Consider the following 20888-nt stretch of genomic DNA (forward strand, 5'->3'; position numbering starts at 1 on the left):
ATGGCTTTGGCATTCCTCCGCCTCGCCATGATCCGGATCATGATGCGGAGAATCGCAAGGAGCCGGAAATCATAGATAACTTCTCGGACGGACTCTGAGATCGCCAGCGCCGTCACGAAGGGCAGCTGATAGTACAGCTCGTAAGGCATGGTGTTGCGCTCACCGCCCCAGATCGCCAGGCGGATGATCAGCGATGCGGCGAAGCTTGCCGGCAACAGCCAGCGGGGCAGGGTGCGACGGTAGTGGCGGGCCAGCCCACGCGCCAGAAGATGGGCACCGGCCGAGAAACAGGCATAGCCGGTGAACGATAAGACCGTGGTCCAGGGGGTGACCCGCAGCAGAACCTCTGCGGCCGGCGCCCCGGTGCCCACCCCCCAGGCGGCGGCGATCCAGCCCAGATGCCGGAAGGCCGGGTGCGAGCGGGCGATCAGCAGGAAGACGGCGGCGAACAGCCCCGACACCACGACGTTGATCGCAAGGGCGAGCAGGCCGCCGGTCATGCGATGCTCCGCATCCGGCAACGCCGCCGCACGAGGTCTGCGTGCCGTGGTATCGGCATCTCATCCTCCCCTTCGTCCGGATCACCCGGTGTGGCACCACAGGGTGTATTTCGGAAATGATCATTCCATCGAGACGAAGCCGTCGGATGGATGGCATCCGCAGGTACCGGGGTCTTCATCACAAGTTTTCGCGTTCCGGCATCATCTTCCAAACGCTTTCTTCATGCTTCCTGTCGTTTTCTATCCAGGATAAAGCAAAGCTCCACCACATGCCGGTCCTGGAGGTTAAATGGCGCGCGACGCAGCCGATCCGGCGGCAGCCCGCAAGGGTATGTCCGGCCTCGGGTCGCAGATCTGGATCGCGGGGCTCGCGGGCCTGATGACGCTGATGCTGGCCCTGCAGATCTGGGCCGGCTTCGGCGTGATCTCGTCGACCCGTGCGGTGGCCGACGGCGACGCGCTGATGCGGGAAACCGACAGCCTGCTGCATCTGCTTCAGGAGACCGAGGTCACGCAGGGGCGATACCTGCGCCTGCAGACGGCGGAGGCGCTCGATGACTACCGCCGCACCCGTGGCAGCGCACCGGTCGCCTTCGGTCAGCTGGCACGTCTGGCAGAGGCGGAAAAGGCCGACAGCGGTGCCGGGTGCAGCGTGATGACGGCGATGCTGGAAGAGGCGTTCCGGAGCATGGACCGGGTGATCCACCTCCGCCAGGCGCGCGCCGATGACGAGGTTCTGATGGCCGCGGAAGCGCGGCAGATGCAGGCGGTCGATCTGGCGCGCCAGCAGATCGCCCTGGCGCAGACCCAGATCGGCCAGCGGATTTCTGCGCGGCTTTCGGCTGCCGACGAGAATTTCACCATCGCCGCCGGCGCCTCGCTACTGGGCTTCAGCTTCGCCATCCCGTCCGCGATCGTCATGTTCCGCCGCCTGCGCCGCAGCCGGGAGCAGGAACGCCATCTGCGCCTTCAGGTCGAAGCCGCCAATCTGCAGCTGGAAAGCCGGGTGGCGGTGCGGACGGCCGAGCTTCTGCGTGCCAATCGCGCGCTCGCCGACGCCAATGCGGTCAAGGATCGCTTCCTGGCCAATATGAGCCACGAGTTGCGCACGCCCTTGAATGCGGTGATCGGGTTTTCGGACATGATCGCGACCGAGATGCTGGGCCCCGTCGGCAACCCGCGCTACACCGGCTATGCACGCGACATTCTGGCCAGCGGCCGCCATCTGCTGGCCCTGATCGAGGATATTCTGGACCTGTCGCGCATCCAGGCCGGGCGGATCGATATCGACCCGGTGGAAACCTCGCCGCGCCAGCTGGCGGCCGAGGCGATGTCGATCGTCTCGACCATGGCCCGCGATGCCGGTGTCGAGATCGTATTGGAGGCGGATCAGGCCCCGGATCAGGCCAGGCTGGATGCGCGGCGGGTGAAGCAGGTGCTGATCAACCTGCTGACCAATGCCATCCGCTATGGCAGTCAGGGGGGAGAGATCCGGCTTGGCATCGCGCCGGCCGAGGCGGCGCCCCATGCGGTGCGTTTCGTGGTGGAAGACGGCGGCGCGGGCATGACCGAGGCGGAGCTTGCCCGCGCGCTTCAGCCCTTCGAACAGGTCTCGGCCGACCGCCAGCGGCGGGCGGGCGGCACCGGGCTCGGCCTGCCGCTGACCCGCCTGCTGGTCCTGGCCCATGGCGGACGGTTCGACATCACCAGCCGCCCGGGCGTCGGCACCCGCGTGGTGGTCGAGATCTGACCCCTGTCGCAGAAAGCGACAGGGGCGGCGTCGCATGCGACAGCCGGGCCGTCGCAACGCGCGACGCCGCCCCGGGTGACGCAGGGCAATGACGGATTGAAACTCCAGATATTCCGCGGTCTTATCCTGATCATTCCCGGGTGGCATGACGGTTGCGATGACCGGAACGACGGCGCGCGAGGGAACGCCGCGCCGAATGTTCCGGGAGGAAGACCTGATGGATACGATCCAGCCGAAGAAGATGGGGCTCGACGTCGATAACCCGTATAAGGGGCAGTACGAGAACTATATCGGTGGCCAGTGGGTGGCCCCGGTCGGCGGCGAATACTTCGACAACGTCTCGCCGATCACCGGCAAGCCCTTCTGCCGGGTGCCGCGTTCGGGTGCGGCCGACATCGAGAAGGCGCTGGACGCCGCCCATGCCGCCCGCAAGTCCTGGGCGCGCACCTCGACCACTGAACGCGCCAACCTGCTGTGGCGCATGGCCGACCGGATGGAGCAGAACCTGCTGCTGCTGGCGGTGGCCGATTCGATCGACAACGGCAAGCCGGTGCGCGAGACCATGGCGGCCGACCTGCCGCTGGCCATCGACCATCTGCGCTATTTCGCCGGCTGCATCCGCGCCCAGGAGGGCGGGATCTCCGAGATCGACCATGACACCGTCGCCTATCATTTCCACGAGCCGATCGGCGTCGTCGGCCAGATCATCCCCTGGAACTTCCCGCTGCTGATGGCGGCCTGGAAGCTGGCCCCGGCGCTGGCCGCCGGCTGCTGCGTGGTGCTGAAGCCCGCCGAGCAGACCCCGGCCTCGATCCTGCTGCTGATGGAACTGGTCGGCGACCTGTTCCCGGCCGGCGTGATCAACGTGGTCAACGGCTATGGCCGCGAGGCCGGCCATGCGCTGGCGACCAGCACCCGGATTTCCAAGCTCGCCTTCACCGGGTCCACCCCCACCGGCAAGCTGGTGCTGAAGGCGGCGGCCGACAATCTGATCCCGACCACGGTCGAGCTGGGCGGCAAGAGCCCGAACATCTTCTTCGCCGACGTGATGGACCGCGACGACGCCTTCTTCGACAAGGCGCTGGAAGGGCTCGCCATGTTCGCGCTGAACCAGGGCGAGGTCTGCACCTGCCCGTCGCGCGTGCTGATCCAGGAATCGATCTATGACCGCTTCATCGAGCGCGCGATCAAGCGCGTCGAGGCGATCACCACCGGCAACCCGCTCGACCGCAACACCATGGTCGGTGCGCAGGTGTCGGAAGCGCAGATGGAGAAGATCCTCTCCTATATCGATATCGGCCGTCAGGAAGGCGCCCAGTGCCTGACCGGCGGCGAGCGCAGCCGCCTGTCGGAAGATCTGGCCAACGGCTTCTACGTCAAGCCGACCATGCTGCTCGGCAACAACAAGATGCGGATCTTCCAGGAAGAAATCTTCGGCCCCGTCGCCTCGGTCATGACCTTCAAGGACGAGGACGAGGCGCTGGAGATCGCCAACGATACCTTCTACGGCCTGGGTGCCGGGGTGTGGAGCCGTGACGGCACCCGCGCCTATCGCATGGGCCGCGAGATCGAGGCCGGCCGCGTCTGGACCAACTGCTACAACCTCTATCCCGCCCACGCCGCCTTCGGTGGTTACAAGCAGTCGGGTATCGGCCGCGAGAACCACAAGATGGCGCTGTCGCACTATCAGCAGACCAAGTGCCTGCTGGTCAGCTACAACCCGAACGCCCTGGGCTTCTTCTGAGCCGGGCGTCGGTCTGATCGGGGAGGGCGAAGACGATGGCACGCCTGGTCTATCACGAGGGCGAGCGCGAGGCGCATCGCCGGTTCGGGGTCGAGGACGAGGCGGCGGAGATCTCGGACATGGTCACCGACCGGCTGAGCCTGGGGGTGCGCCGTTTCATCGAGGCCCGGTCCATCGTCTTCGTCACCACCGTCGACGGCACCGGTCGTCCGGTCACGGCCTTCAAGGCGCGACCGGACGACATGCCGGGGCAACCGCCGCTGATCCGCGCCGCCGATTCGAAACGCCTGATCATGGCCCTGCAACCATGGGATGATCTGGACGTTTTTGATAACTGTCTGCAGGATGATATCGGTATCGGCCTGCTCTTCGTCGATTTTGATCGGCGGGCGCGCTATCGCGTCAATGGCCGGTGCCGCGCCGTCGATCCGGCGGCGATCGAGGCGGAGATGGGAACGCTCTGGCCCCAGGCCCGCGCGCTGGTAGAGGTGACCGTCGACCAGGCCTATGCCAACTGCCCGGCGCGCATCGTGCGGCTGATCGCCGCCGACTGAACGCCGCCAGCCATACCCGCTGACACGGTCTCTCACGCTGACCTTACCGGTCGTCGTGACGACGTCGCATGCCTTGGAACACAACCTAAGATAAAAGAGGGAGGACGATATGGTGTCCCTGAAGTCAGCCGATCTGAATGCCCCCCGTCGCCAGGCGATCGACGCCATGAAGGCGAGCCTGTCGCCCGAGCAATGGGCGCGGAACGCCGCCTTCGTGGCCGAGCTGCGCCGCGAGATTTCGGCGCACCCGGTGTCGCGCCACCCGGCGATCGACATCCTGAACCGTGGCGTGCTCGATCACGACGCGATGCGCCTGATCCATCTGGAATATCGCCACGCCATCGTGCAGATCTTCACCGATGCGCTGCTCGCCGCCCAGATGCAGAGCCGCCAGCTGGAGCCGCGCCTGGCCCCCGCTTCGAAGATGGCCGGCCGCTTCCTGCTGACCCTGAACGTGCTCGACGAATTCGGCTTCCGCCCGGGCAAGGACACCGAGGGCTATTACCGCGGCAACCCGGCCTGCGCTCATTATCCGCTGTTCGAGGCGGTGCTGGACGATTACGGCGTCAGCGCCGACGACCGGGCGACCTTCAAGCCCACCGCGATCGCGACCGAGGTGCGATCCTTCCTGGAAGATGCATACGGCAGCTATGTCGATGTCTCGGCCCTGCTGGCGGTGGCCGAGGAAGAGGTGATCCTGTTCAGCCCGCCGCTGCGCCGGGCCACCGGTGCCCTGGGTCTGGGGGTCGATGACGGCTACTACTACGTCCATGGCGTCAGTGACGACGACACCGCCGAGGCGGCGGATGACGATCACGAGGACGATCTCTGGTTCATCCTGACCCAGGCGATCACCGAGGATCAGTTCGATCACGTCCGCCGCATCAGCCTGGAATATTGCGACCTCTGGGTGCGGTTCTGGGACGAACAGCTGGCGCTCGCCGGCGCGGCCGAGACCTCGGCTGCCTGATCCGGCGATGCAGCCGGGCCTCCGCCACCTCGGGGTGAGGGTGGCGGAGGCCCCTTTTCGATTCGGGGTACATAAAGAATGCCAGGGAGGCCGATCGCATGGTGACCATCCCGGCCGCCGAGGCGGCGGTGCTGGAGGCGCTGCCCTTCTTCATGCTGGGAACCGTCGATGCCACGGGTGCGGCGGACTGCTCCCATCGCGGCCGCATGCCTCGGGGAGAAGGCGGGGGCGAGGGGGGGCATGATCCCCTCGTCAAGGTGACGGGCCCCCGGCGGCTGGTGTTCCCCGACTACAAGGGGAATGCCATGTTCAATTCGCTGGGCAATCTGATCCAGCGCCCGGCGGTCAGCCTGCTGTTCCTCGATTTCGCCCGTGGTCTCAGGCTCAGGGTCGACGGCGATGCCGTGATCCATGACGACCCGGCCCGCTGGCCCGATGCCTGGCATGGCTGGTGGCCCGCGGCCCTGCGCTGCATCGAAGTGGCGGTCACCGGTTACGATGCCGGCTCAGCCGGCACCGTGCCGCGGTTGCGACCGGACGAGGCGGCGGTCACGCCGCTTCGGTGACGTGCCAGGCGCCGCGGCCCAGACGGTTCCAGGCATTGATCAGGGCGATCTTCATCGTGATGGCCGCCTGTTCCTCGGGCGACCAGTGGCGGGCCAGTTCGGCGCGCGGGGCATCGAGTGCCGCCTCGTCAAAGGGCAGGGTCAGGGCTTCGGCCCAGGCGAGGGCGGCGGCGAGGCGGCGATCTTCAAGTGCCGCCACGGCGGCCGGATCGCCCATCTGCGCGATCAGCGCGTCGTCCACGCCGGTCTCGCGCGCTTCGGCCAGATGAAGCAGCTTGCAATAGCTGCAGCCGTTCAGCCGCGAGACGTGAAGGTCGATCAGATGGCCGAGGGCCGCAGGCAGGGCAGGGCCGTTCAACGCCTCGCTCGCAGCCATCAGCTTGCGCGACGTTGCGGCCGTCGCCTTTGAGCCGTGGATGTCGATCAGGGATGTGGCGGCGGGCAGATTGGCGAGGTTGGTCATGACGGACACTCCGTTTCGTCATCGGGCCTGGCCATCAGGCCAGGGGCCATTCAGGTCTTGATACCTGTCAGACGACGGCGGGGCCCCGGACGTGACATCCCTGGACGCAAAAAGACGGCACCCGGCAAAAAATACCCGGCAGATCCGACCCGGCGGCAGAAAATGCCGGGGGATCTGCCGGGTTGTGTCGTTCCGGAAAAGGCCGGTCAGGCGGTTGCGCTGACCCGCGAATAGGCGCCGGCGGCGGCGTTCTGGCCATAGCCCTGCTGGCCCGAGGCGCGGCCGCTGGCACCGGCTTCGGCGACGATCTGGGCGTCCAGCGCATGCCAGGCTTCCGACAGCGGCCGGAGCAGGCCGATCACGTCATCGGCGGCTTTGGCATCATTGCGCAGGTCGATCTGGATCATCCGGTTGAGCATGAACCGGTAAAGCCGCGACAGATTGGCAGCGATCTCGCCACCCTTCTCCAGATCGAGCGTCGCCTGCAGGTGGACGATGATCTCACCCGCATGATTGTTCGCGTCGTGCCGGGCCTTGACGTCACCGCGTTCGATGGCGGCCTTCGCTTCCTGAAGCCAGGTGATGGCACGGTCGTAGAGCATTGCCACGCGCTGCGCGGCGCTGGCCGTCATCACCGACTGGATGCGATAGGTCTGGGCGGAGGCGCCGTAGGGGTTGCTCATCGGCCTATTCCTCGTGTGGCAGCGCCGCGGATCAGTTGTTGGAGTTCGGGTTCATGGCATCGACCTGGGCCTTCAGGCTTTCCAGAATCGAATTCATCTGCGAGAGCGATTCTTCCATCCGCAGGAACTTCGCCGTGATCCGGGTCTTGTACAGGTCGAGGCGGGTTTCCATCCGGGAGATCTGATCCTCCCAGGCGTTGGTCCGGGTCTCGAATGTATCGAGCTGTGCAGCAATCGTGCCAGTCTCGCTGGCAAGCGCTTTGTCGGCAACGTCGTAGAGCTGGGAGGCTACACCCTGGGTGACACTGAAGGTGCTGTTGGTCGTGCCGTCCGCACCCGGGCGGAAAAACAGCTTCAGACCCTTGGCGCTGCCTTCGGTGGCGGTCAGTGTGGTGCCGCTGACCTCCATGTCGACGCCGTCGAGCTTGGCCGAGGTGATCACCCCCCCGGCGACGGTGACTTCCAGATTGTAGCCGCCATTCTTGTAGCCGGTGGTCGAGGCAAAGCTCACAAGCGACAGATCGGCATTGTCGGTGGTGAAGCGGAAGCTGAGCAGGTTGCGCACATCGTCGAAATTGTTGAGCAGCGATTCGTTCAGCTTCGCTTCGTCGATCTGCAGCGTTTCTTTGTCGAGCGGATCGGTCAACGTCGCGGTCGAGGTCAGCGTGATGCCGATGGCCGAGAGTGCGGCGAAATCGATACCCAGGCCTTCGACATCACCGTTGATGGCATCGCGCAGCGAGGTATTCATGTCCTTGAGCGCGCTGTTGCCGAACAGCGGCCCGGCATCTTCGGATTTGGTGCCGTCGGCTGCGGTCAGGTTCTGCTCGTTATAAAACCGGCGCATCTCGTTATAGGCGTCGACGAAGGCGTAGACCTGATCCTTCACGCCGTTCAGGTCGCGTTCGACCTGAAGGTTGATCTTGGTGCCTTCCTCGGCCTGGTAGAGATTGATGGTCATGCCGGTGAAGAGGTCGGAGACCGTGTTGCTGCTCCGCTCCACCACCAGATCATTGTCGACACCCAGCGAGGCCATCAGCCCGTCGCTGTCGATGACGCTGAGCTGGCCGCCATTGGTGTCTTTCAGCACCAGCCGCGCACCGCCGCCGTCATCCATGATCGAGGCCTCGACACCAATCGCCGCCGCATTGGCGTTGATGGTGTTGGCGAGGTCGGAGAGGCTGTCGGTGGTGGTATCGAAATTGATCGCGACCGATCCCAGGCCCGTGGACAGAGTGAAGCTGCCGGTCGACGGCGCGGTCGAGACCAGTGACTTGATCGAGGCCGAGTCGTTGGCGAAGCGGTGGCTTTCATAGCGCGACGGGTCTTTCAGACCGTCCACCGCCATACGCGCGGTCTGCGCTTCCTGCAGCACGTTCGAGAAGGTCGCCCCGCCATCGGCCGAAATGCCGAGCGTGGAGAGCACGCCGCCGGTCTCGTTGCCGATCTGGATCGGCTCGCCGGTGGCATCATTGGTCAGCACCAGATAATTCTGGGTACCGCCGACCGAAATGATGCTGGCGGTCACACCGGTCTTCGTCGTGCCGGTGTTGGCGTTGTTGATCTTGTCGCGCAGCGACTGCAGCGAATCCGTGCCGGAGACGTTGATCGTGGTCGCCACACCATCGCCGTTCACGATATCGAAGCTGCCCGACACCGAATTGGCCGCCCCCCCGAAGGCGCTGCCGAGATCCGTGGTCTGCGACGATGCCGCACCGGTCGCGACTTTGGCCTGGGTCGCTACCCTCAGCACCTCGATCGAGCGCACGCCGACCTCGGCCCGGTTAGTGGCCGAGATGCTGACCAGATTGGCGGCATTGGAGGCCGTGCCGCCATCGAGGCGCGACGTCTGCAGAAAGATGTTCTTGGTCTCGAAAGCACTGCCGCTATTGTCGAAGGTCACCTTGCCGCGCAGACCGTCAACCGCGGTGCGGAAGTTCTGCATCAGGGTCTGGTATTCCTTGAGCGCGGCGATCTGTTTGTCGACCGTCTCGACCTTGGTCTCCAGCCGGTCGATGGGCACACGCTTCGCCTTGACCAGCGCCTCGACCGCTGCGTCGGTATCGATACCGCTGTTCGACAGGCCGGTCACGGTGAGGCGGCCGTTCGCATCCGTCGACAGCTTGTAGCTGGAACTTACCGAACTGGTCGACATGGGGCCTTGCCTCTTCGCAGAACTGGATCAGGCGGCCGGCTGTAACCGGCAGATGCGTGTCGGACGGACCGACCCGGACAGTTTACAACGTCCGGTCGACGACGGCACCGACCATCTCACGCAGCGCCGCGATCATACGCAGCGTCTTCTCGGGCGGCAGCTGCTCCACCACCTCACCGGTGTTCCGGTCGACGATACGGCCGACCACGTCGCCGGTATTGGTATCGATGTCGAGCGCCAGCTTGACCTGGCTGGCCATGCCGCCCAGATCAATGCCCTGTTCCCGCAGGGCCTTGGCCAGAGCTTCGGCTGCCTTGTTGCCGCTGCTCTGATCTTCCGTCTGGGTCAGGTCGACCCGTCGGAAGGGTTCTATCGTGGCAGCGCGCGCATAGCCCGCCGCTGCCGCTGATTCGCCGCCACCACCGCTCCCTGACCGGGCATTGGTTGCCGGCCGGTCGGTCACGGTCTGAACGTATGAGCTTCCGCGTACCGATGCGATGTCCATTGTCCCCTCCATGGCGGCCGCGTTCCCTTGCCCTGACGCGGCTGCTGAGGATGCCTTGACGGCTTGCTGTACATGTCGGGTCGAGACGTGCGGTACACGATGGATGTCACGCAAAAGCGGACGGCAGCGCCAAACCGGCCCCGCCGCCCGTCAGGTGCGATCTCTCGGATCGTGCCACCGTAATGGAAAGGCGCCGGAACCGCCGGGCCATCAGGCGCCGGCGGTTCCGGAAGGGCCGTCAGGACAGCAGCTTGAGCAGGTTCTGAGGCATCTGGTTGGCCTGCGCGAGCATCGACACGCCGGCCTGCATCAGGATCTGCTTCGAGGTGAACGAGGTCATCTCGGAAGCGATGTCGAGGTCGAGCAGCTCGGACCGTGCGGCCTCGCTGTTCTCGATGCTCGACGCCAGGTTGGCGGCGGCGAATTCCAGACGGTTCTGGTTCGCACCGATACCGGCGCGGCGCTCGTTGACCTCGTCAATGGCTGTCGCGATGTTGTCGATCGCGGTCTCGGCATTGGCGCGGGTGTCGAGCGTGTCGGCGGCAAGGCCGGCAGACAGGGCCGCCACAGCGGCGCTGTCGAGGGTGAAGGCCATGTCGTCTTCGGCCGCCGTCGTCCCCGTACCGATCTTGTAGGTGAAGGTGGTCGAGGCGCTGTTGGCGACGGTCGCGTCGAAGGTGTTGTTCGCCGTGATGGCGGTCGCCGGGTCGAAGTCGGAGGTCAGCGTCAGGGTCAGGCCGAATTCGTCGAACCGGACATCCTGGGTCGCACCGGCCGCCGGGGCCGCGGTCACCTGCTCAGAGGTCTGGGCCACACCGGTGGTGGTGTTGGTGACCGTGAAGCGGTTGGTGGTGGTGTCGTATGCGATGCTGAACTGATCGGCGTTCGACACGCCGGCCGCGTTGTTGTCGAAGGTGATCGCGCCGAAACCGTCGGCCGATTCGATATCGGTGCCGATGGTGCCCGCGGTCACGGTCTGCGAACCGTTGATCAGCTTCTGGCCGTTGAACTCGGTATCACCGGCAATACGGTCGATTTCCGTCCGCAGCTGGGTGAATTCGTCGTTCAGATAGACACGCTCGGCGTCGGAGACCTGGTCCGAGGCGGCCTGGGTGGCGAGCGTCTTCATCCGGGTCAGAACGTCGCTGATGCTCGACAGCGCGCCGTCGGCGATCTGCAGCATCGAGCCCGCCTGACCGGCGTTGACGCTGGCCTGACGCAGCGCCGCGGTCTCGGATTCGAGACGCTTGCCGATGGCGAGCGAGGCGGCGTCGTCACGGCCCGACAGAACGCGAGTACCGGCCGACAGCTTGGCGAGCGACCGGGTCGCATCACTGTCGCTGTCCTTCAGGTAACGGTACGCGACGTTGGCCGAATAGTTGGAGGCAATGGTCATGGCCATGGTACGGTCTCCTACTTGGAACCGATGGCGCGGGCATCCACCCGCTGATGCCGACATCCTGTCGGCAGCACGTCCTTCCTGGTCGTGCCTGTGGGTAAGTATGCAATGGCGATGCCAGAGACGCAAGCCCCTGAAATACCGTGAGGCAGCCTGTCGCAGGCAGAGGAAACCCGGCAAAATCTGCCGGGTTCTGGCGGTCTGGCCCGGCAGATTTTGCCGGGAGACGGTGCAACCGGGCTATTTTTGCCGGGCTGGCCATACGCCGGATGGGGCGTGCGCCGGGCGCACCGGCCTGAACGACTGCGGGGCGGCCCGGTTCCCTTTGCGGCGACCCTGAGGTGCCGCTGCGGGACGGGGCCGCCCCGGAGGACGGTCCTGGAGCGGAAGAGGGGGCCGCGGTCGCGGCCGCCCTGATCAGCCCAGCAGCTTGAGGAGGTTCTGCGGCATCTGGTTGGCCTGGGCGAGCATCGAGACGCCGGCCTGCTGCAGGATCTGCTTCGAGGTGAACGAGGTCATCTCGGAGGCGATGTCGAGGTCGAGCAGTTCCGAACGGGCGGCTTCGCTGTTCTCGATGCTCGACGCCAGGTTCGCCGCGGCGAATTCCAGACGGTTCTGGTTGGCACCGATGCCCGCGCGCCGGCTGTTGATCTCGTCGATCGCGGCGGCGACGTTGTCGATCGCGGTTTCGGCATTCGCCCGGGTGTCGAGGGTGTCGGCGGCGAGACCGGCCGAAAGCGAGGCGACGGCCGCGCTGTCGATGGTGAAGGCCAGATCGTCTTCGATCGCGTTGGTGCCGGTGCCGATCTTGTAGGTGAAGGTCGCCGAGTTGGTGTTGGCGATGGTCACGTCGAAGGTGTTGTTCGTCGTGATTGCGGTCGCCGGGTCGAAGTCGGAGGTCAGCGTCAGGGTCAGGCCGAATTCGTCAAACCTGACATCCTGCGTGGCGCCGGCCGCCGGAGCCGCGGTCACCTGAGCCGAGGTCTGGGCAACACCGGTGGTGGTGTTGGTGACCGTGAAGCGGTTGGTGGTGGTGTCGTATGCAACGCTGAACTGATCGGCGTTCGACACGCCGGCGGCATTGGCGTCGAAGGTGATCGCGCCGAAGCCGTCGGCCGATTCGATATCGGTGCCGATCGTGCCCGCGGTCACGGTCTGCGACCCGTTGATCAGCTTCTGGCCGTTGAAGTCGGTGTCGGCCGCGATCCGGTCGATTTCCGACCGCAGCTGGGTGAACTCGTCGTTCAGGTAGACACGCTCGGCATCCGACACCTGATCCGAGGCCGACTGGGTGGCCAGCGTCTTCATCCGGGTCAGGATGTCGCTGATGCTGGAGAGCGCACCGTCGGCGATCTGGAGCATGGAGCCCGCCTGGCCGGCATTGACGCTGGCCTGACGCAGGGCTGCTGTTTCGGCTTCCAGCCGCTTGCCGATGGCGAGCGAGGCGGCATCGTCACGGCCCGACAGCACGCGCGTGCCGGCCGAGAGCTTGGCGAGTGAACGGGTGGCGTCGCTGTCGCTCTCGCGCAAATGGCGGTGCGCGACGTTCGCGGCGTAGTTCGAATTGATCGTCAGCGCCATGACTTGGTCTCTCCGATACTTGCGCTTCCGGTGGCTTTGGAGCGTTCCATCGCGCCACTTCGAGCGGCCAACCCTGGCCCGGCCCGCACGGCACGATCTGATCGGGGACGCTTATTGCACGGGGTGTGCCAAGTCTGAAAAATTATAAAATTCAATAAGTTATAATGTTCGATCCGCCGCATCTGCAGACCGTGCGGAGATTCCGACCCGGCAGTTTCCGCCAGGGCGGGCGGCAGAAACTGCCGATCGGCAGGCTCGCATCACCCGAGGCACGGCGGTAATCTCGTCGCGACCCCGTCAATATCTGCCGAGCCGGAGGAGCCCCATGGCCGGACCCGAGATGGTCGAATACGAGGATGCATCGCCCGAGGTGCGGGCGGTCTTCGACGACATCATGCAGACCCGTCGCGTCGACCGGCTGAACAATTTCTGGAAGGTGATCGCGGTCCACCCGCCGACCCTGAAGCGGACCTGGGAAAGTCTGAAGGAGGTGATGGCCCCGGGCGCGCTGGACCCGATGGTGAAGGAGCTGATCTTCACCGCCGTCAGCGCCACCAATGGCTGCGCCTATTGCGTCACCAGCCATGGCGGCGCGGCGGCGAAGGCCGGCGCCAGCCCCGAGATGATCCGCGAGATGCTGGCCGTGGTCGGCATGGCCAACGAGACCAACCGCCTGGTCTTCGGCTATCAGGTGCCGATGGACGAGCCGCCTGCCACCGCCGCCGAAACGGATGCGGCCGACGCTTCGAAGCGTCGGCCGCGGTCAGCTCAGGTCAGGGCGCGTCGGGCGGGGCGCGATCAGCGGTAGCCGTATCCCACCACACCGGTCTCGGGGCGGATCTGCAGGGTGTCGTAGCCGTCGAGCAGCGCCTCGGGGCCGAGAACCGGGTCGCAGGCCCGGAAGATGATGTCGAAGCCCTCGATATGGCGCGGCAGCATATCCGGCTCATCCTGCAGCCGCTGCCAGGCGAGCACGCAGGTGACGCCCAGCGGCCGGCGGGCGACGGCAAAACCGTAGCGGCCATAGGCGTTGCGGCGCGGCACGGCCGAGATCTGCGGCTCCAGCCCCGGGAACTCCTTGGCCAGCAGCAGCCGCAGCTTTTCCTGGGTGAACCGGTCGCGGGGCGCGTTCACCGGCAGATCGGCGAAAGACCACAGGCTGTCGGTGCGCACCAGCCAGAGATCGGCCTCCAGCCGGTTCTGTCCGGCTTCGACCGAACGGTTGGGCAGGATCGACACCTGCTTCAGCTCCGAACCGTTGTTCGATTTCGTCTGGGTGACGATCAGCGGATCGGGGGCCGCCGCCAGCCGGGCCAGCGCCTCCAGCGGGCCGAGACGGGTGGCGCCGGCCTCTTCCGCCAGCGCCGTCGGCTCGGGGCCCGCACCTTCATAGGTGCAGCCGGCAAGGGCCAGAAGGCCCAGGACAGCCGCGACGAGGCCGGGGAGAGCAGGCTTGCGCATCCGGGTCATCGGGATCACTCCGGATAGAAGGTGACGACGCGCAGGCCCTCGCGCGATTCGGGCGTGCTGAGTTCGGTATCGAGCCGCTGGAACAGATCGCGTGATTGATCGAGCTTGCGGGTATGATAGAGCGACCAGGCCCGCATCAGGGCCAGATCCCGCCGTTCGGGGGCGATCTGGCGGCGGGTGTCGAGCAGGCGCATCGCCAGCAGATAATCCTCGTCGTCATAGGCGGCCTGGGCACGGGCGGCAAGCAGTTCCGCCTGCAGATCGGTACGGCGTTCCGGGGTGATCGGCTGGGTTTCGATCATCCGCTGCGCCTCGCTGACCAGCCCCATCTGCATCAGGGTCAGGATTTCGCCATAGACGGCATCCGCCCCCATCTCGCCGCCGGCCGCGCGGGCCTGGGCAAAGGCGTATTGGGCTTCTGCGGGCCGGCCGAGGCCCAGCAGACACCAGGCGCGCTGCATGGCGGTGCCGGGCGCCTCTACCGGCACCGGCGGCAGGGCGGCGGCGCCTGAAAGCGTCGTGGCTGCCGGTGCGGCAACGGCGGTGGCGCGCGATCCTGCGCTCGCGCCGCCGGGGACGATGCCCCCTGCTGTGGCCCGCCCTGCCGTGGTCGACACCCCTGCCGGCACACCCGTCTGTGCACTGGTGGCGCCACGGCTCGCCACGGCATCGGGGGGATAGCCGTAGGAGCGGCCATAGACGTCGCCCCCGGTATAGCCTGTGGTCGGCGCATAGCCGGCCGCGGCCGGCAGGCCCGCCCGATAGACCGGCTCGCCCGCCGACCAGGACACACCCGCCCGGCCGGTGCCATATCCGGTATAGGCGGTGGGCACGGCGTCGGGGGGCAGCACCGGTGGCAGGCGCCCGGCCAGGGCGCGGGTGGCGTCGGTGGGCATTTGTGCGGCATATCCGGCCGCCCCGCCCCGCGGATCCGGGGCCAACCGGCCATCCAGCACCAGCAGGCAGCCGGCATTGTCGCCGCGGGCATAGGCTTCGGTCGCGGGGCCGCCGCCACCGCCACCGCTGCCGCGCAGACCGCTGAAGAACTTCGTCAGCCGCGCCGAGCGGCCGGCATATTGCTGTTCCAGTGCCTGGAACCGGGCGGTCTGGCCACTGCCCTGCAGGCCGAGGGCAAGGCCTTCGACCGCCTCGTCTCCGCCGCCCCAGGCCAGCGCATTTTCGAACCAGAGCGCCGCCGTGGCGGGATCCTCGCGCCGGCTGTGCCACCAGCCGAGCGCTATGGCGGCGCGGGCATCGTGCTTTTCTTCGGCCCAGGTCGCGAAATCCACCACCATTGCGCGCGGCGCGTTGGTCTGGCGGCCGAGCATGGCGCTCATGCTGTCGACATAGTCGCGGCCAAGCCCCGACGAGCGGGCGAGGCGCGCCGCCTCGGCGGTCTTGCCCTGGCGGGTGAGGGCCTGAATCCGGCCGCGCAGCCCGGCCTCCTTCGCACCCCAGCCTTCGGCCTTGCGGAACCAGGCTTCGGCCTCGCCGGCCTGGCCCTGTTCCATCAGATACCAGGCGACCAGCATTGCGCCGTCGGCATCGCGGCCCGCCTCGACATCGGCCTTCACCGCGTCCAGCGTTTCGGCGGTCACTTGCGGCCGGGTGCCGGATTTGCGGGCCTCGGGCGACATCGCCGCGGCCAGCTCGCCGCGGCGCAGCCCGCCGACCACCTGCTGCAGCGCCGCCGGATCGGTGCCGACCCGGCCGCGTTCGATCGCCACCAGCTGTTCCACCTGATCGGATGGCAGGATGGTGCCGGCCTTCTGCAAGGTGGCGCGCCGCTCCTGCGCATTGTCGCAGGTGGACACGATGGTCCGGTAGAGGCCGAAGGCCGCATCCGGATCGCCGAGTTCGGCCCGCGCTTCGGCCAGGCGCCACATGCTGTCGACGCTGGAGCAGCTGATCAGCGCCGGATGGCGGTCGGCGATCTCCACCACGGTCCGCCACTGCTTCGCATCGCTGGCCGAGACCAGCCGGGTGCGGTCTTCGCCCATGGCCAGGGTGTCGAGCATGGCCTGCGACGGTGACCAGCCGGGATAGCGGCCGCGCAGCTCCGCCACCCGTGCCCGTGCCTCGGCAAAGCGGCCATCGCCGATCAGATCCCAGATCGGGCGTTCGTCCACCGGGCTGTCGGGCGTGCGGCTGAACAGGTCGGTCGGCGTCTGCCAGTCGGGATGGAGCGCCTTCAGCCGGCGGATTTCGGCCTCCAGCTTCTCCATGTCGCGGATGCGGGCGTAATAGCGCAGCGCCGTTTCGTCGACGGTGCCGGTGGCCGGCGTGCTCGGCTGAACCTCGACCCGCACGCCGGGGGCCAGGCTTTCGGCGCCGGATCGCGGGGTGGCCGTGCCCTGCGCCGCGGCCATGCCGGTGCCGGCGAGCAGGGCGATCACCGACACCATCGCCGGCGCCGAGGCGCGGAGAAGCGGTCTCAGGGTCACAGGCATGCAGGCTTCCTCCCGGCGGCGGCAAGGCGGACCATCAGGGTCAGGCTGGCCGCGTAATACGAGGCGTCGTCGTCGACGGCGGTGACATCGGCCGGCATCGGCCTGTCGTGAACGATACAGGCGACCAGGCCGGCCACGGCGCGGAAACCGGCATCGCTGCCGCGCTCGGTGACCCTGCCGTCGGGCAGGGCCACCACCTGCGGCCGGTCGGTGATGCGGGCGGCCCCGGCCGGCCAGAGCCGGTCGAGATCGACATAGATCGGCAGGGCAGGGTCCAGCACCCCGGCCCAGGCCAGATACAGCGGCACCCGCACGGCGTTGTAGCCGAAGGCGGCGGGGAAATTCGGATCCTGCGGCAGGGTGAAGGCGCCGTCAGGCTCCGCCACCACCCATTCGGGCGGCAGGGCCGGGGTGCCGAAGCGCACGGCGGCCATGACCGCCGGGGTTTCGGCGGCAAGCCGGTTCCAGACCGCGGCGCCGTCCGGATCGATGTCGGCCAGAACCGGGAAGGCCGGCAGCACCCAATAGGCCGGGTTCACGACCACCGACGGGTCGCGGCGGAAGCCTTCCTGGCCGGGCAGGACCATCAGCCGCCCGGCATGTTCCACGATCACGGTGCGGCGGATCGCGGCGGCAAGTTCTGCCGCCGCCTCGCGATAGCGATCGTCGCTCCAGCGCCGCCCCGCTTCGGCCAGCGCCCAGGCCGCCAGGATGTCGCCGTCCGACGCGCTGTTGCGATCGGTCACCGCCGGGTCGGCCTTGGGGTCGTAGCGCCAGGCCATCATGCCGTCATCGCGCACGAACAGCGTGGTATAGGTCCACGACCAGATCCGCGCGAAACTGGCCCGGTCGCCCATCAGCACCGACAGCAGCAGGCCATAGCCCTGGCCTTCCGAATGGCTGATGCCGCCATTGCCGGTGTCGATCACCCGGCCTTCGGGGGTGAGAAAACGCTGCCGCCAGTCTTCCCACAGGGCCACGGTGCCCGCATCCAGCCCCGCCTTGCGGTCGGCCTCGGGCCGCGGGGTGTCGGCGCGCGCCGTCTGAACCGGCGGGGTATCGGCAGGGGCGGGGGGCGGCAGCTGTGTCCGGTCTTTCGCTATGGCTTGTCCCTCTGACGAGACGGCCTCTGACGAGACGGGCACGACCACCGGCGTCGCCGCCGCAGCCAGGGCACGCGGGGCCGGCTGGGCCGGTGCGGCCGGTGCCGTCCCGGCCTCGGCGGTGCCGTCCGGCGTGCGGCTTTTGGTGGTCGCCCAGACTGCAAACGCAATCGCGGCGATCACCGCCAGGCTGATCACGCGGGAACGGCTGCTCATACGGGTCTCCGGGGGGAATGGCGAACAAGAATATGGGTGGCGACGCCCAGCGTACCGATCAGCAGGGCGATCACCGCGGTCCAGATCAGCACATTGCGCGAGAACCAGCTGGCGGTGATCGACAGCACGCCGAAGGGCCCCACCTCTCCGGTCAGCACGTGATAAGACGGGCCGCCATCGGCCGTCGCCCCCGTGCGCCCGTCGCTGGCCAGCGTGGCGACACCGCCCTTGAGCGCGTCCCAGGCCTCGTCGGCGGCCAGCAGCCGCACGCCGCCCAGCAGGCGCTGATCATCGGCCGCGGTCACCAGCGTCCAGGTGGTGCCGACATCCTGGGGGGCGGCATACTGCATCACCGCCAGCAAGGGCCGGCTGCCCTCGGTGAACAGCGTTTCCGGGCTGCGCCGGTCGGGCAGGGTCTCGTCCAGAATCCAGCGGGTCTGGGTGCGCAGCCAGCCCCAGCTGCGGCTGGCCCAGCCGATCATGCCGTCGCCCCGGTCTTCGGCATTTTCCCCCAGCCGGCGCTGCCATTCCTCGCGCAGCCCCTCGGACCAGCGACTGGTTGCGGCGGCTCGGGCTTCCAGCCGCCGGGCCGTCTGTGCCTGCAGCAGCTGCGGGCCGGATTCGGCATCACCCCCGGGGGCCGCGGCGTCGTCGCCCTCGACGATCGTCTCGGGCAGACGGCCGCGGTTCAGATCGCCCAGCAGTTCGGGCCCGACCGGTGCCGCCGCGACCAGATCCAGGCCCAGCCGCGCGATCGGCGCCACGATCAGCGTGTCGCGGGCGCGCAGCCGCGGCATCTGGTCGTAGAAATGCGGTTCCATCGGCACGCCGGCCGCCCGGGCCATGCGGGCAATGACCGTGGCCGCCGCCGTCACCCCCAGCGGCTGGTCCAGCGGGGTCACCACATGGAAGGCGCTGATGTCGTGGCCGGGGCGGTTATAGGGAAAGCCGGTCCCGGCCATGACCCGCAGATCGGGCAGGCTGGCCAGATGGGCGACCGGCGGCACCTCGATCGCCGTGGTGTCGAACAGGGTGAAGCGCGGTGCGCCGCCGCCCGCCGTGCCCCCGCCCCCGGGGCCGGCCAGAACGCCGTCGGGGCCGCAGAAGGCGGGTGTGCCGGGCAGGCGGGTCTCGAACGAGATCACGTTGCGGCCGGGCTGGAACATCGACAGCGGTGCCAGCAGCTCGGCATTTTCGATCAGGGCGCCGCCGGGGGCGTCCAGCTGCAGGGCGGTGGCGAAATTGCCGTTGATCAGCACCGCCACTTCGGCCCGCGGGCCGACATTCGCGCCATAGGCGGCATCCAGACGGATCCGGACCCGCGAATTGTCGCCGACATACAGATCCATCGGCATGTCGACCGGCAGGTCGATGCGCTGGCGCAGACCGTCGAAGGGATCGGTGTGATAACCCAGCTGGGCAAGGCTGTAGCTTGCGTCGCCGTCGATCCTGGGGGTGGGGCGGGCGGGCACGCGGGTTTCGATGTCATAGAGGTCCGCCACCAGCCGGTCGCTGCCGGGCAGGGGCCGGGTCTGGTCGGCGAAGCGGCGGGCCGCCAGCTGGGCCTCGCGGGTGTCGCGGCCGGTCAGCACCAGGATGCTGCGGCCGCCGGTGCTGCGGATCAGGCGCAGCACGCCGTCGCCGGCATCGCCCGGATCCTCGCCCACCAGCCCGGCAATGGCCGGTGCCGAGCCCACCACGATCACCCGCCGGGGGCCGTCGGCAGAGCCGGGATCCGACAGCTGGCGGGCCAGCCGGGTATCGTCGGTGGCGTCGATCATCTCGAAGGACGGCATCGACACCCCGGCGCGGATCGCCAGCGCCTGGGCGGCGATCGCAGCCGCCGTCATCCCGCCATCCGACCGGAAGCCGTCGGCGACCACGATCGCGACCGGATCGTCCGCCAGGGCCGGATCGGTGATCAGGCTGTCGAAATCGGCCAGGCCCGGGCCGTCATCGGCGACGGCGAGCATCAGACGCGAGGCCTGATTGTCGAGCCGCGCCCAGAGTTCATAGGTGGACGGGATGTCGCAGAGCAGCCGATGGCGCTGTCGGGCGATGATATCCACCCGGTTCTGGCCGACCGTCAGCATCTCGACCGGCAGTTCGATCCGCGCGGTGACCGGGCCGCGATGGGCATCCAGTGGCAGGCGGGCCACCGGCTGGCCGTTGATCCAGACATCCAGCGCCGAAGCCTCGGGCGAGGTCTCGACCGAATTGCTGTAGACCAGCTTCAGCACCGCGTGATCGACCGCCACCGCATCGGGCAACAGAACCGAGAAGCGGCCGACCGCATACTCGCCCGAAAGCAGCGTGCCGCGGCTGCCGGTCGGGTCCAGCGGCACCAGGGCGTAGCCGAGCATGTCGTCCGGCACCGGCTGGGGGGCGGGGGTGGGTGCCGGGGCCGACGCCGCCGGCAGCGGTGTCGGCGGCACGGTCACCCGCGGTGCCTGCGGCCTGGGGGCCGCCGGTTCCGGTGCCGGGCGTGGCTGTGATGCCGGGCGGGGGGCCGGCGGCGATGCACGCCGCGGCTGTTCCACCGCCCGCGGTGCCGGTGCGGGTTCCGCCGGCGCCGGCGCCGGGGCGATGACCCCGCGATAGGCGCCACCGGCATCGGCCGGGGTCTGCCCCCAGAGCTTCAGATCCACCGGCCCCTGCGACTGGGCCATGGCGGGGGCGGCGCCCAGCTGCAGGGCAAGCACGCCCAGCGCCAGAAACCGGAGACGGCCGCGGGTGGCGAGCGGTACACGGAATGATGGATGGATGGCCATCTGCGTCG

The 20888-nt window shown here is 67.8% G+C and carries 15 protein-coding genes and 2 pseudogenes; 6 read left to right on the plus strand and 11 right to left on the minus strand.

The genetic code is table 11. The annotated features are described in order from the left end of the window. A pseudogene (locus CMO28_RS25350) lies at window positions 1-500 on the minus strand (hypothetical protein); the annotation flags it as partial. Between the two features lie 289 nt (window positions 501-789). Between CMO28_RS25350 and CMO28_RS25355 the strand changes: the two are divergent. The 5 genes from CMO28_RS25355 (at window position 790) to CMO28_RS25375 (ending at window position 6084) form a co-directional block, all read left to right on the plus strand. After that, window positions 790-2250 (plus strand): sensor histidine kinase, encoded by a 1461-nt coding sequence (locus CMO28_RS25355; protein WP_296718921.1) that lies wholly within the window; start codon window positions 790-792, stop codon window positions 2248-2250. A 217-nt stretch (window positions 2251-2467) separates the two neighbouring features. Beyond that, window positions 2468-3994, plus strand: coding sequence for an aldehyde dehydrogenase family protein (locus CMO28_RS25360; RefSeq protein ID WP_041605524.1), 1527 nt, complete (start codon window positions 2468-2470; stop codon window positions 3992-3994). Window positions 3995-4029: 35 nt separating this feature from the next. Then, complete coding sequence (locus CMO28_RS25365) at window positions 4030-4548, plus strand: hypothetical protein (protein ID WP_296718925.1); 519 nt, start codon at window positions 4030-4032, stop codon at window positions 4546-4548. A gap of 112 nt (window positions 4549-4660) precedes the next feature. Beyond that, window positions 4661-5518, plus strand: coding sequence for a hypothetical protein (locus CMO28_RS25370; RefSeq protein ID WP_372021112.1), 858 nt, complete (start codon window positions 4661-4663; stop codon window positions 5516-5518). 98 nt (window positions 5519-5616) lie between these two features. Continuing rightward, window positions 5617-6084: a pyridoxamine 5'-phosphate oxidase family protein gene (locus tag CMO28_RS25375; RefSeq protein WP_296718930.1), complete on the plus strand. Its 468-nt coding sequence runs from the start codon at window positions 5617-5619 to the stop codon at window positions 6082-6084. On the opposite strand, the gene CMO28_RS25380 is transcribed toward CMO28_RS25375, so the two are convergent. The 6 genes from CMO28_RS25380 to CMO28_RS25405 form a co-directional block, all read right to left on the minus strand. Further along, window positions 6068-6547 (minus strand): carboxymuconolactone decarboxylase family protein, encoded by a 480-nt coding sequence (locus tag CMO28_RS25380; protein WP_296718933.1) that lies wholly within the window; start codon window positions 6545-6547, stop codon window positions 6068-6070. The two genes, CMO28_RS25375 and CMO28_RS25380, sit on opposite strands and share 17 nt — an antisense overlap. Window positions 6548-6753: 206 nt before the next feature. After that, window positions 6754-7230, minus strand: coding sequence for a flagellar export chaperone FliS (gene fliS / locus CMO28_RS25385; protein ID WP_296718936.1), 477 nt, complete (start codon window positions 7228-7230; stop codon window positions 6754-6756). Between the two features lie 31 nt (window positions 7231-7261). Next, entirely contained in the window at window positions 7262-9385 is a 2124-nt protein-coding gene (fliD, locus tag CMO28_RS25390) for a flagellar filament capping protein FliD (protein ID WP_296718939.1), read from the minus strand. Between the two features lie 82 nt (window positions 9386-9467). Then, window positions 9468-9890 carry a flagellar protein FlaG gene (locus CMO28_RS25395; RefSeq protein ID WP_296718942.1) on the minus strand — a complete coding sequence of 141 codons (423 nt, stop codon included), beginning with the start codon at window positions 9888-9890 and terminating at the stop codon, window positions 9468-9470. A 238-nt stretch (window positions 9891-10128) separates the two neighbouring features. Then, window positions 10129-11292 carry a flagellin gene (locus CMO28_RS25400; RefSeq protein ID WP_296718945.1) on the minus strand — a complete coding sequence of 388 codons (1164 nt, stop codon included), beginning with the start codon at window positions 11290-11292 and terminating at the stop codon, window positions 10129-10131. A 414-nt stretch (window positions 11293-11706) separates the two neighbouring features. After that, window positions 11707-12870: a flagellin gene (locus tag CMO28_RS25405; RefSeq protein ID WP_296718947.1), complete on the minus strand. Its 1164-nt coding sequence runs from the start codon at window positions 12868-12870 to the stop codon at window positions 11707-11709. 325 nt (window positions 12871-13195) lie between these two features. On the opposite strand from CMO28_RS25405, the pseudogene CMO28_RS25410 reads away from it, so the two are divergent. Continuing rightward, a pseudogene (locus tag CMO28_RS25410) lies at window positions 13196-13576 on the plus strand (carboxymuconolactone decarboxylase family protein); the annotation flags it as partial. A gap of 92 nt (window positions 13577-13668) precedes the next feature. Here the strand turns inward: CMO28_RS25410 and bcsN are convergent. From bcsN to CMO28_RS25430, 4 genes are read right to left on the minus strand one after another with little or no spacing between them, the layout of a single operon-like run. Continuing rightward, complete coding sequence (gene bcsN, locus CMO28_RS25415; RefSeq protein WP_296718952.1) at window positions 13669-14340, minus strand: cellulose biosynthesis protein BcsN; 672 nt, start codon at window positions 14338-14340, stop codon at window positions 13669-13671. Between the two features lie 5 nt (window positions 14341-14345). Beyond that, window positions 14346-16790, minus strand: a complete 2445-nt coding sequence (locus tag CMO28_RS25420) for a tetratricopeptide repeat protein (RefSeq protein WP_296718955.1) — start codon at window positions 16788-16790, stop codon at window positions 14346-14348. Further along, on the minus strand, window positions 16781-18109 hold the full coding sequence (locus CMO28_RS25425; protein ID WP_296718958.1) for a glycosyl hydrolase family 8: 1329 nt from the start codon (window positions 18107-18109) through the stop codon (window positions 16781-16783). Before CMO28_RS25425 ends, CMO28_RS25420 begins: the two co-directional genes overlap by 10 nt. After that, a complete protein-coding gene (locus tag CMO28_RS25430; protein ID WP_296718959.1) occupies window positions 18106-20880 on the minus strand; it encodes a cellulose biosynthesis cyclic di-GMP-binding regulatory protein BcsB in 2775 nt (924 codons plus the stop codon). The genes CMO28_RS25425 and CMO28_RS25430 overlap by 4 nt, the downstream gene beginning before the upstream one ends. Window positions 20881-20888 lie beyond the last annotated feature (8 nt).

Source organism: Tistrella sp. (assembly GCF_002684955.1).
Classification (GTDB): Bacteria; Pseudomonadota; Alphaproteobacteria; order Tistrellales; family Tistrellaceae; genus Tistrella; species Tistrella mobilis.

Excerpts from the sequence above, each read along its gene's own strand:
- CMO28_RS25355 (WP_296718921.1), top strand. The coding sequence starts at position 790 with ATGGCGCGCGACGCAGCCGATCCGGCGGCAGCCCGCAAGGGTATGTCC.
- CMO28_RS25395 (WP_296718942.1), bottom strand. The coding sequence starts at position 9,890 with ATGGACATCGCATCGGTACGCGGAAGCTCATACGTTCAGACCGTGACC.
- fliD (WP_296718939.1), bottom strand. The coding sequence starts at position 9,385 with ATGTCGACCAGTTCGGTAAGTTCCAGCTACAAGCTGTCGACGGATGCG.
- fliS (WP_296718936.1), bottom strand. The coding sequence starts at position 7,230 with ATGAGCAACCCCTACGGCGCCTCCGCCCAGACCTATCGCATCCAGTCG.
- CMO28_RS25425 (WP_296718958.1), bottom strand. The coding sequence starts at position 18,109 with ATGAGCAGCCGTTCCCGCGTGATCAGCCTGGCGGTGATCGCCGCGATT.
- CMO28_RS25365 (WP_296718925.1), top strand. The coding sequence starts at position 4,030 with ATGGCACGCCTGGTCTATCACGAGGGCGAGCGCGAGGCGCATCGCCGG.
- CMO28_RS25400 (WP_296718945.1), bottom strand. The coding sequence starts at position 11,292 with ATGGCCATGACCATTGCCTCCAACTATTCGGCCAACGTCGCGTACCGT.
- CMO28_RS25420 (WP_296718955.1), bottom strand. The coding sequence starts at position 16,790 with ATGCCTGTGACCCTGAGACCGCTTCTCCGCGCCTCGGCGCCGGCGATG.
- CMO28_RS25405 (WP_296718947.1), bottom strand. The coding sequence starts at position 12,870 with ATGGCGCTGACGATCAATTCGAACTACGCCGCGAACGTCGCGCACCGC.
- bcsN (WP_296718952.1), bottom strand. The coding sequence starts at position 14,340 with ATGACCCGGATGCGCAAGCCTGCTCTCCCCGGCCTCGTCGCGGCTGTC.
- CMO28_RS25430 (WP_296718959.1), bottom strand. The coding sequence starts at position 20,880 with ATGGCCATCCATCCATCATTCCGTGTACCGCTCGCCACCCGCGGCCGT.
- CMO28_RS25360 (WP_041605524.1), top strand. The coding sequence starts at position 2,468 with ATGGATACGATCCAGCCGAAGAAGATGGGGCTCGACGTCGATAACCCG.
- CMO28_RS25375 (WP_296718930.1), top strand. The coding sequence starts at position 5,617 with ATGGTGACCATCCCGGCCGCCGAGGCGGCGGTGCTGGAGGCGCTGCCC.
- CMO28_RS25380 (WP_296718933.1), bottom strand. The coding sequence starts at position 6,547 with ATGACCAACCTCGCCAATCTGCCCGCCGCCACATCCCTGATCGACATC.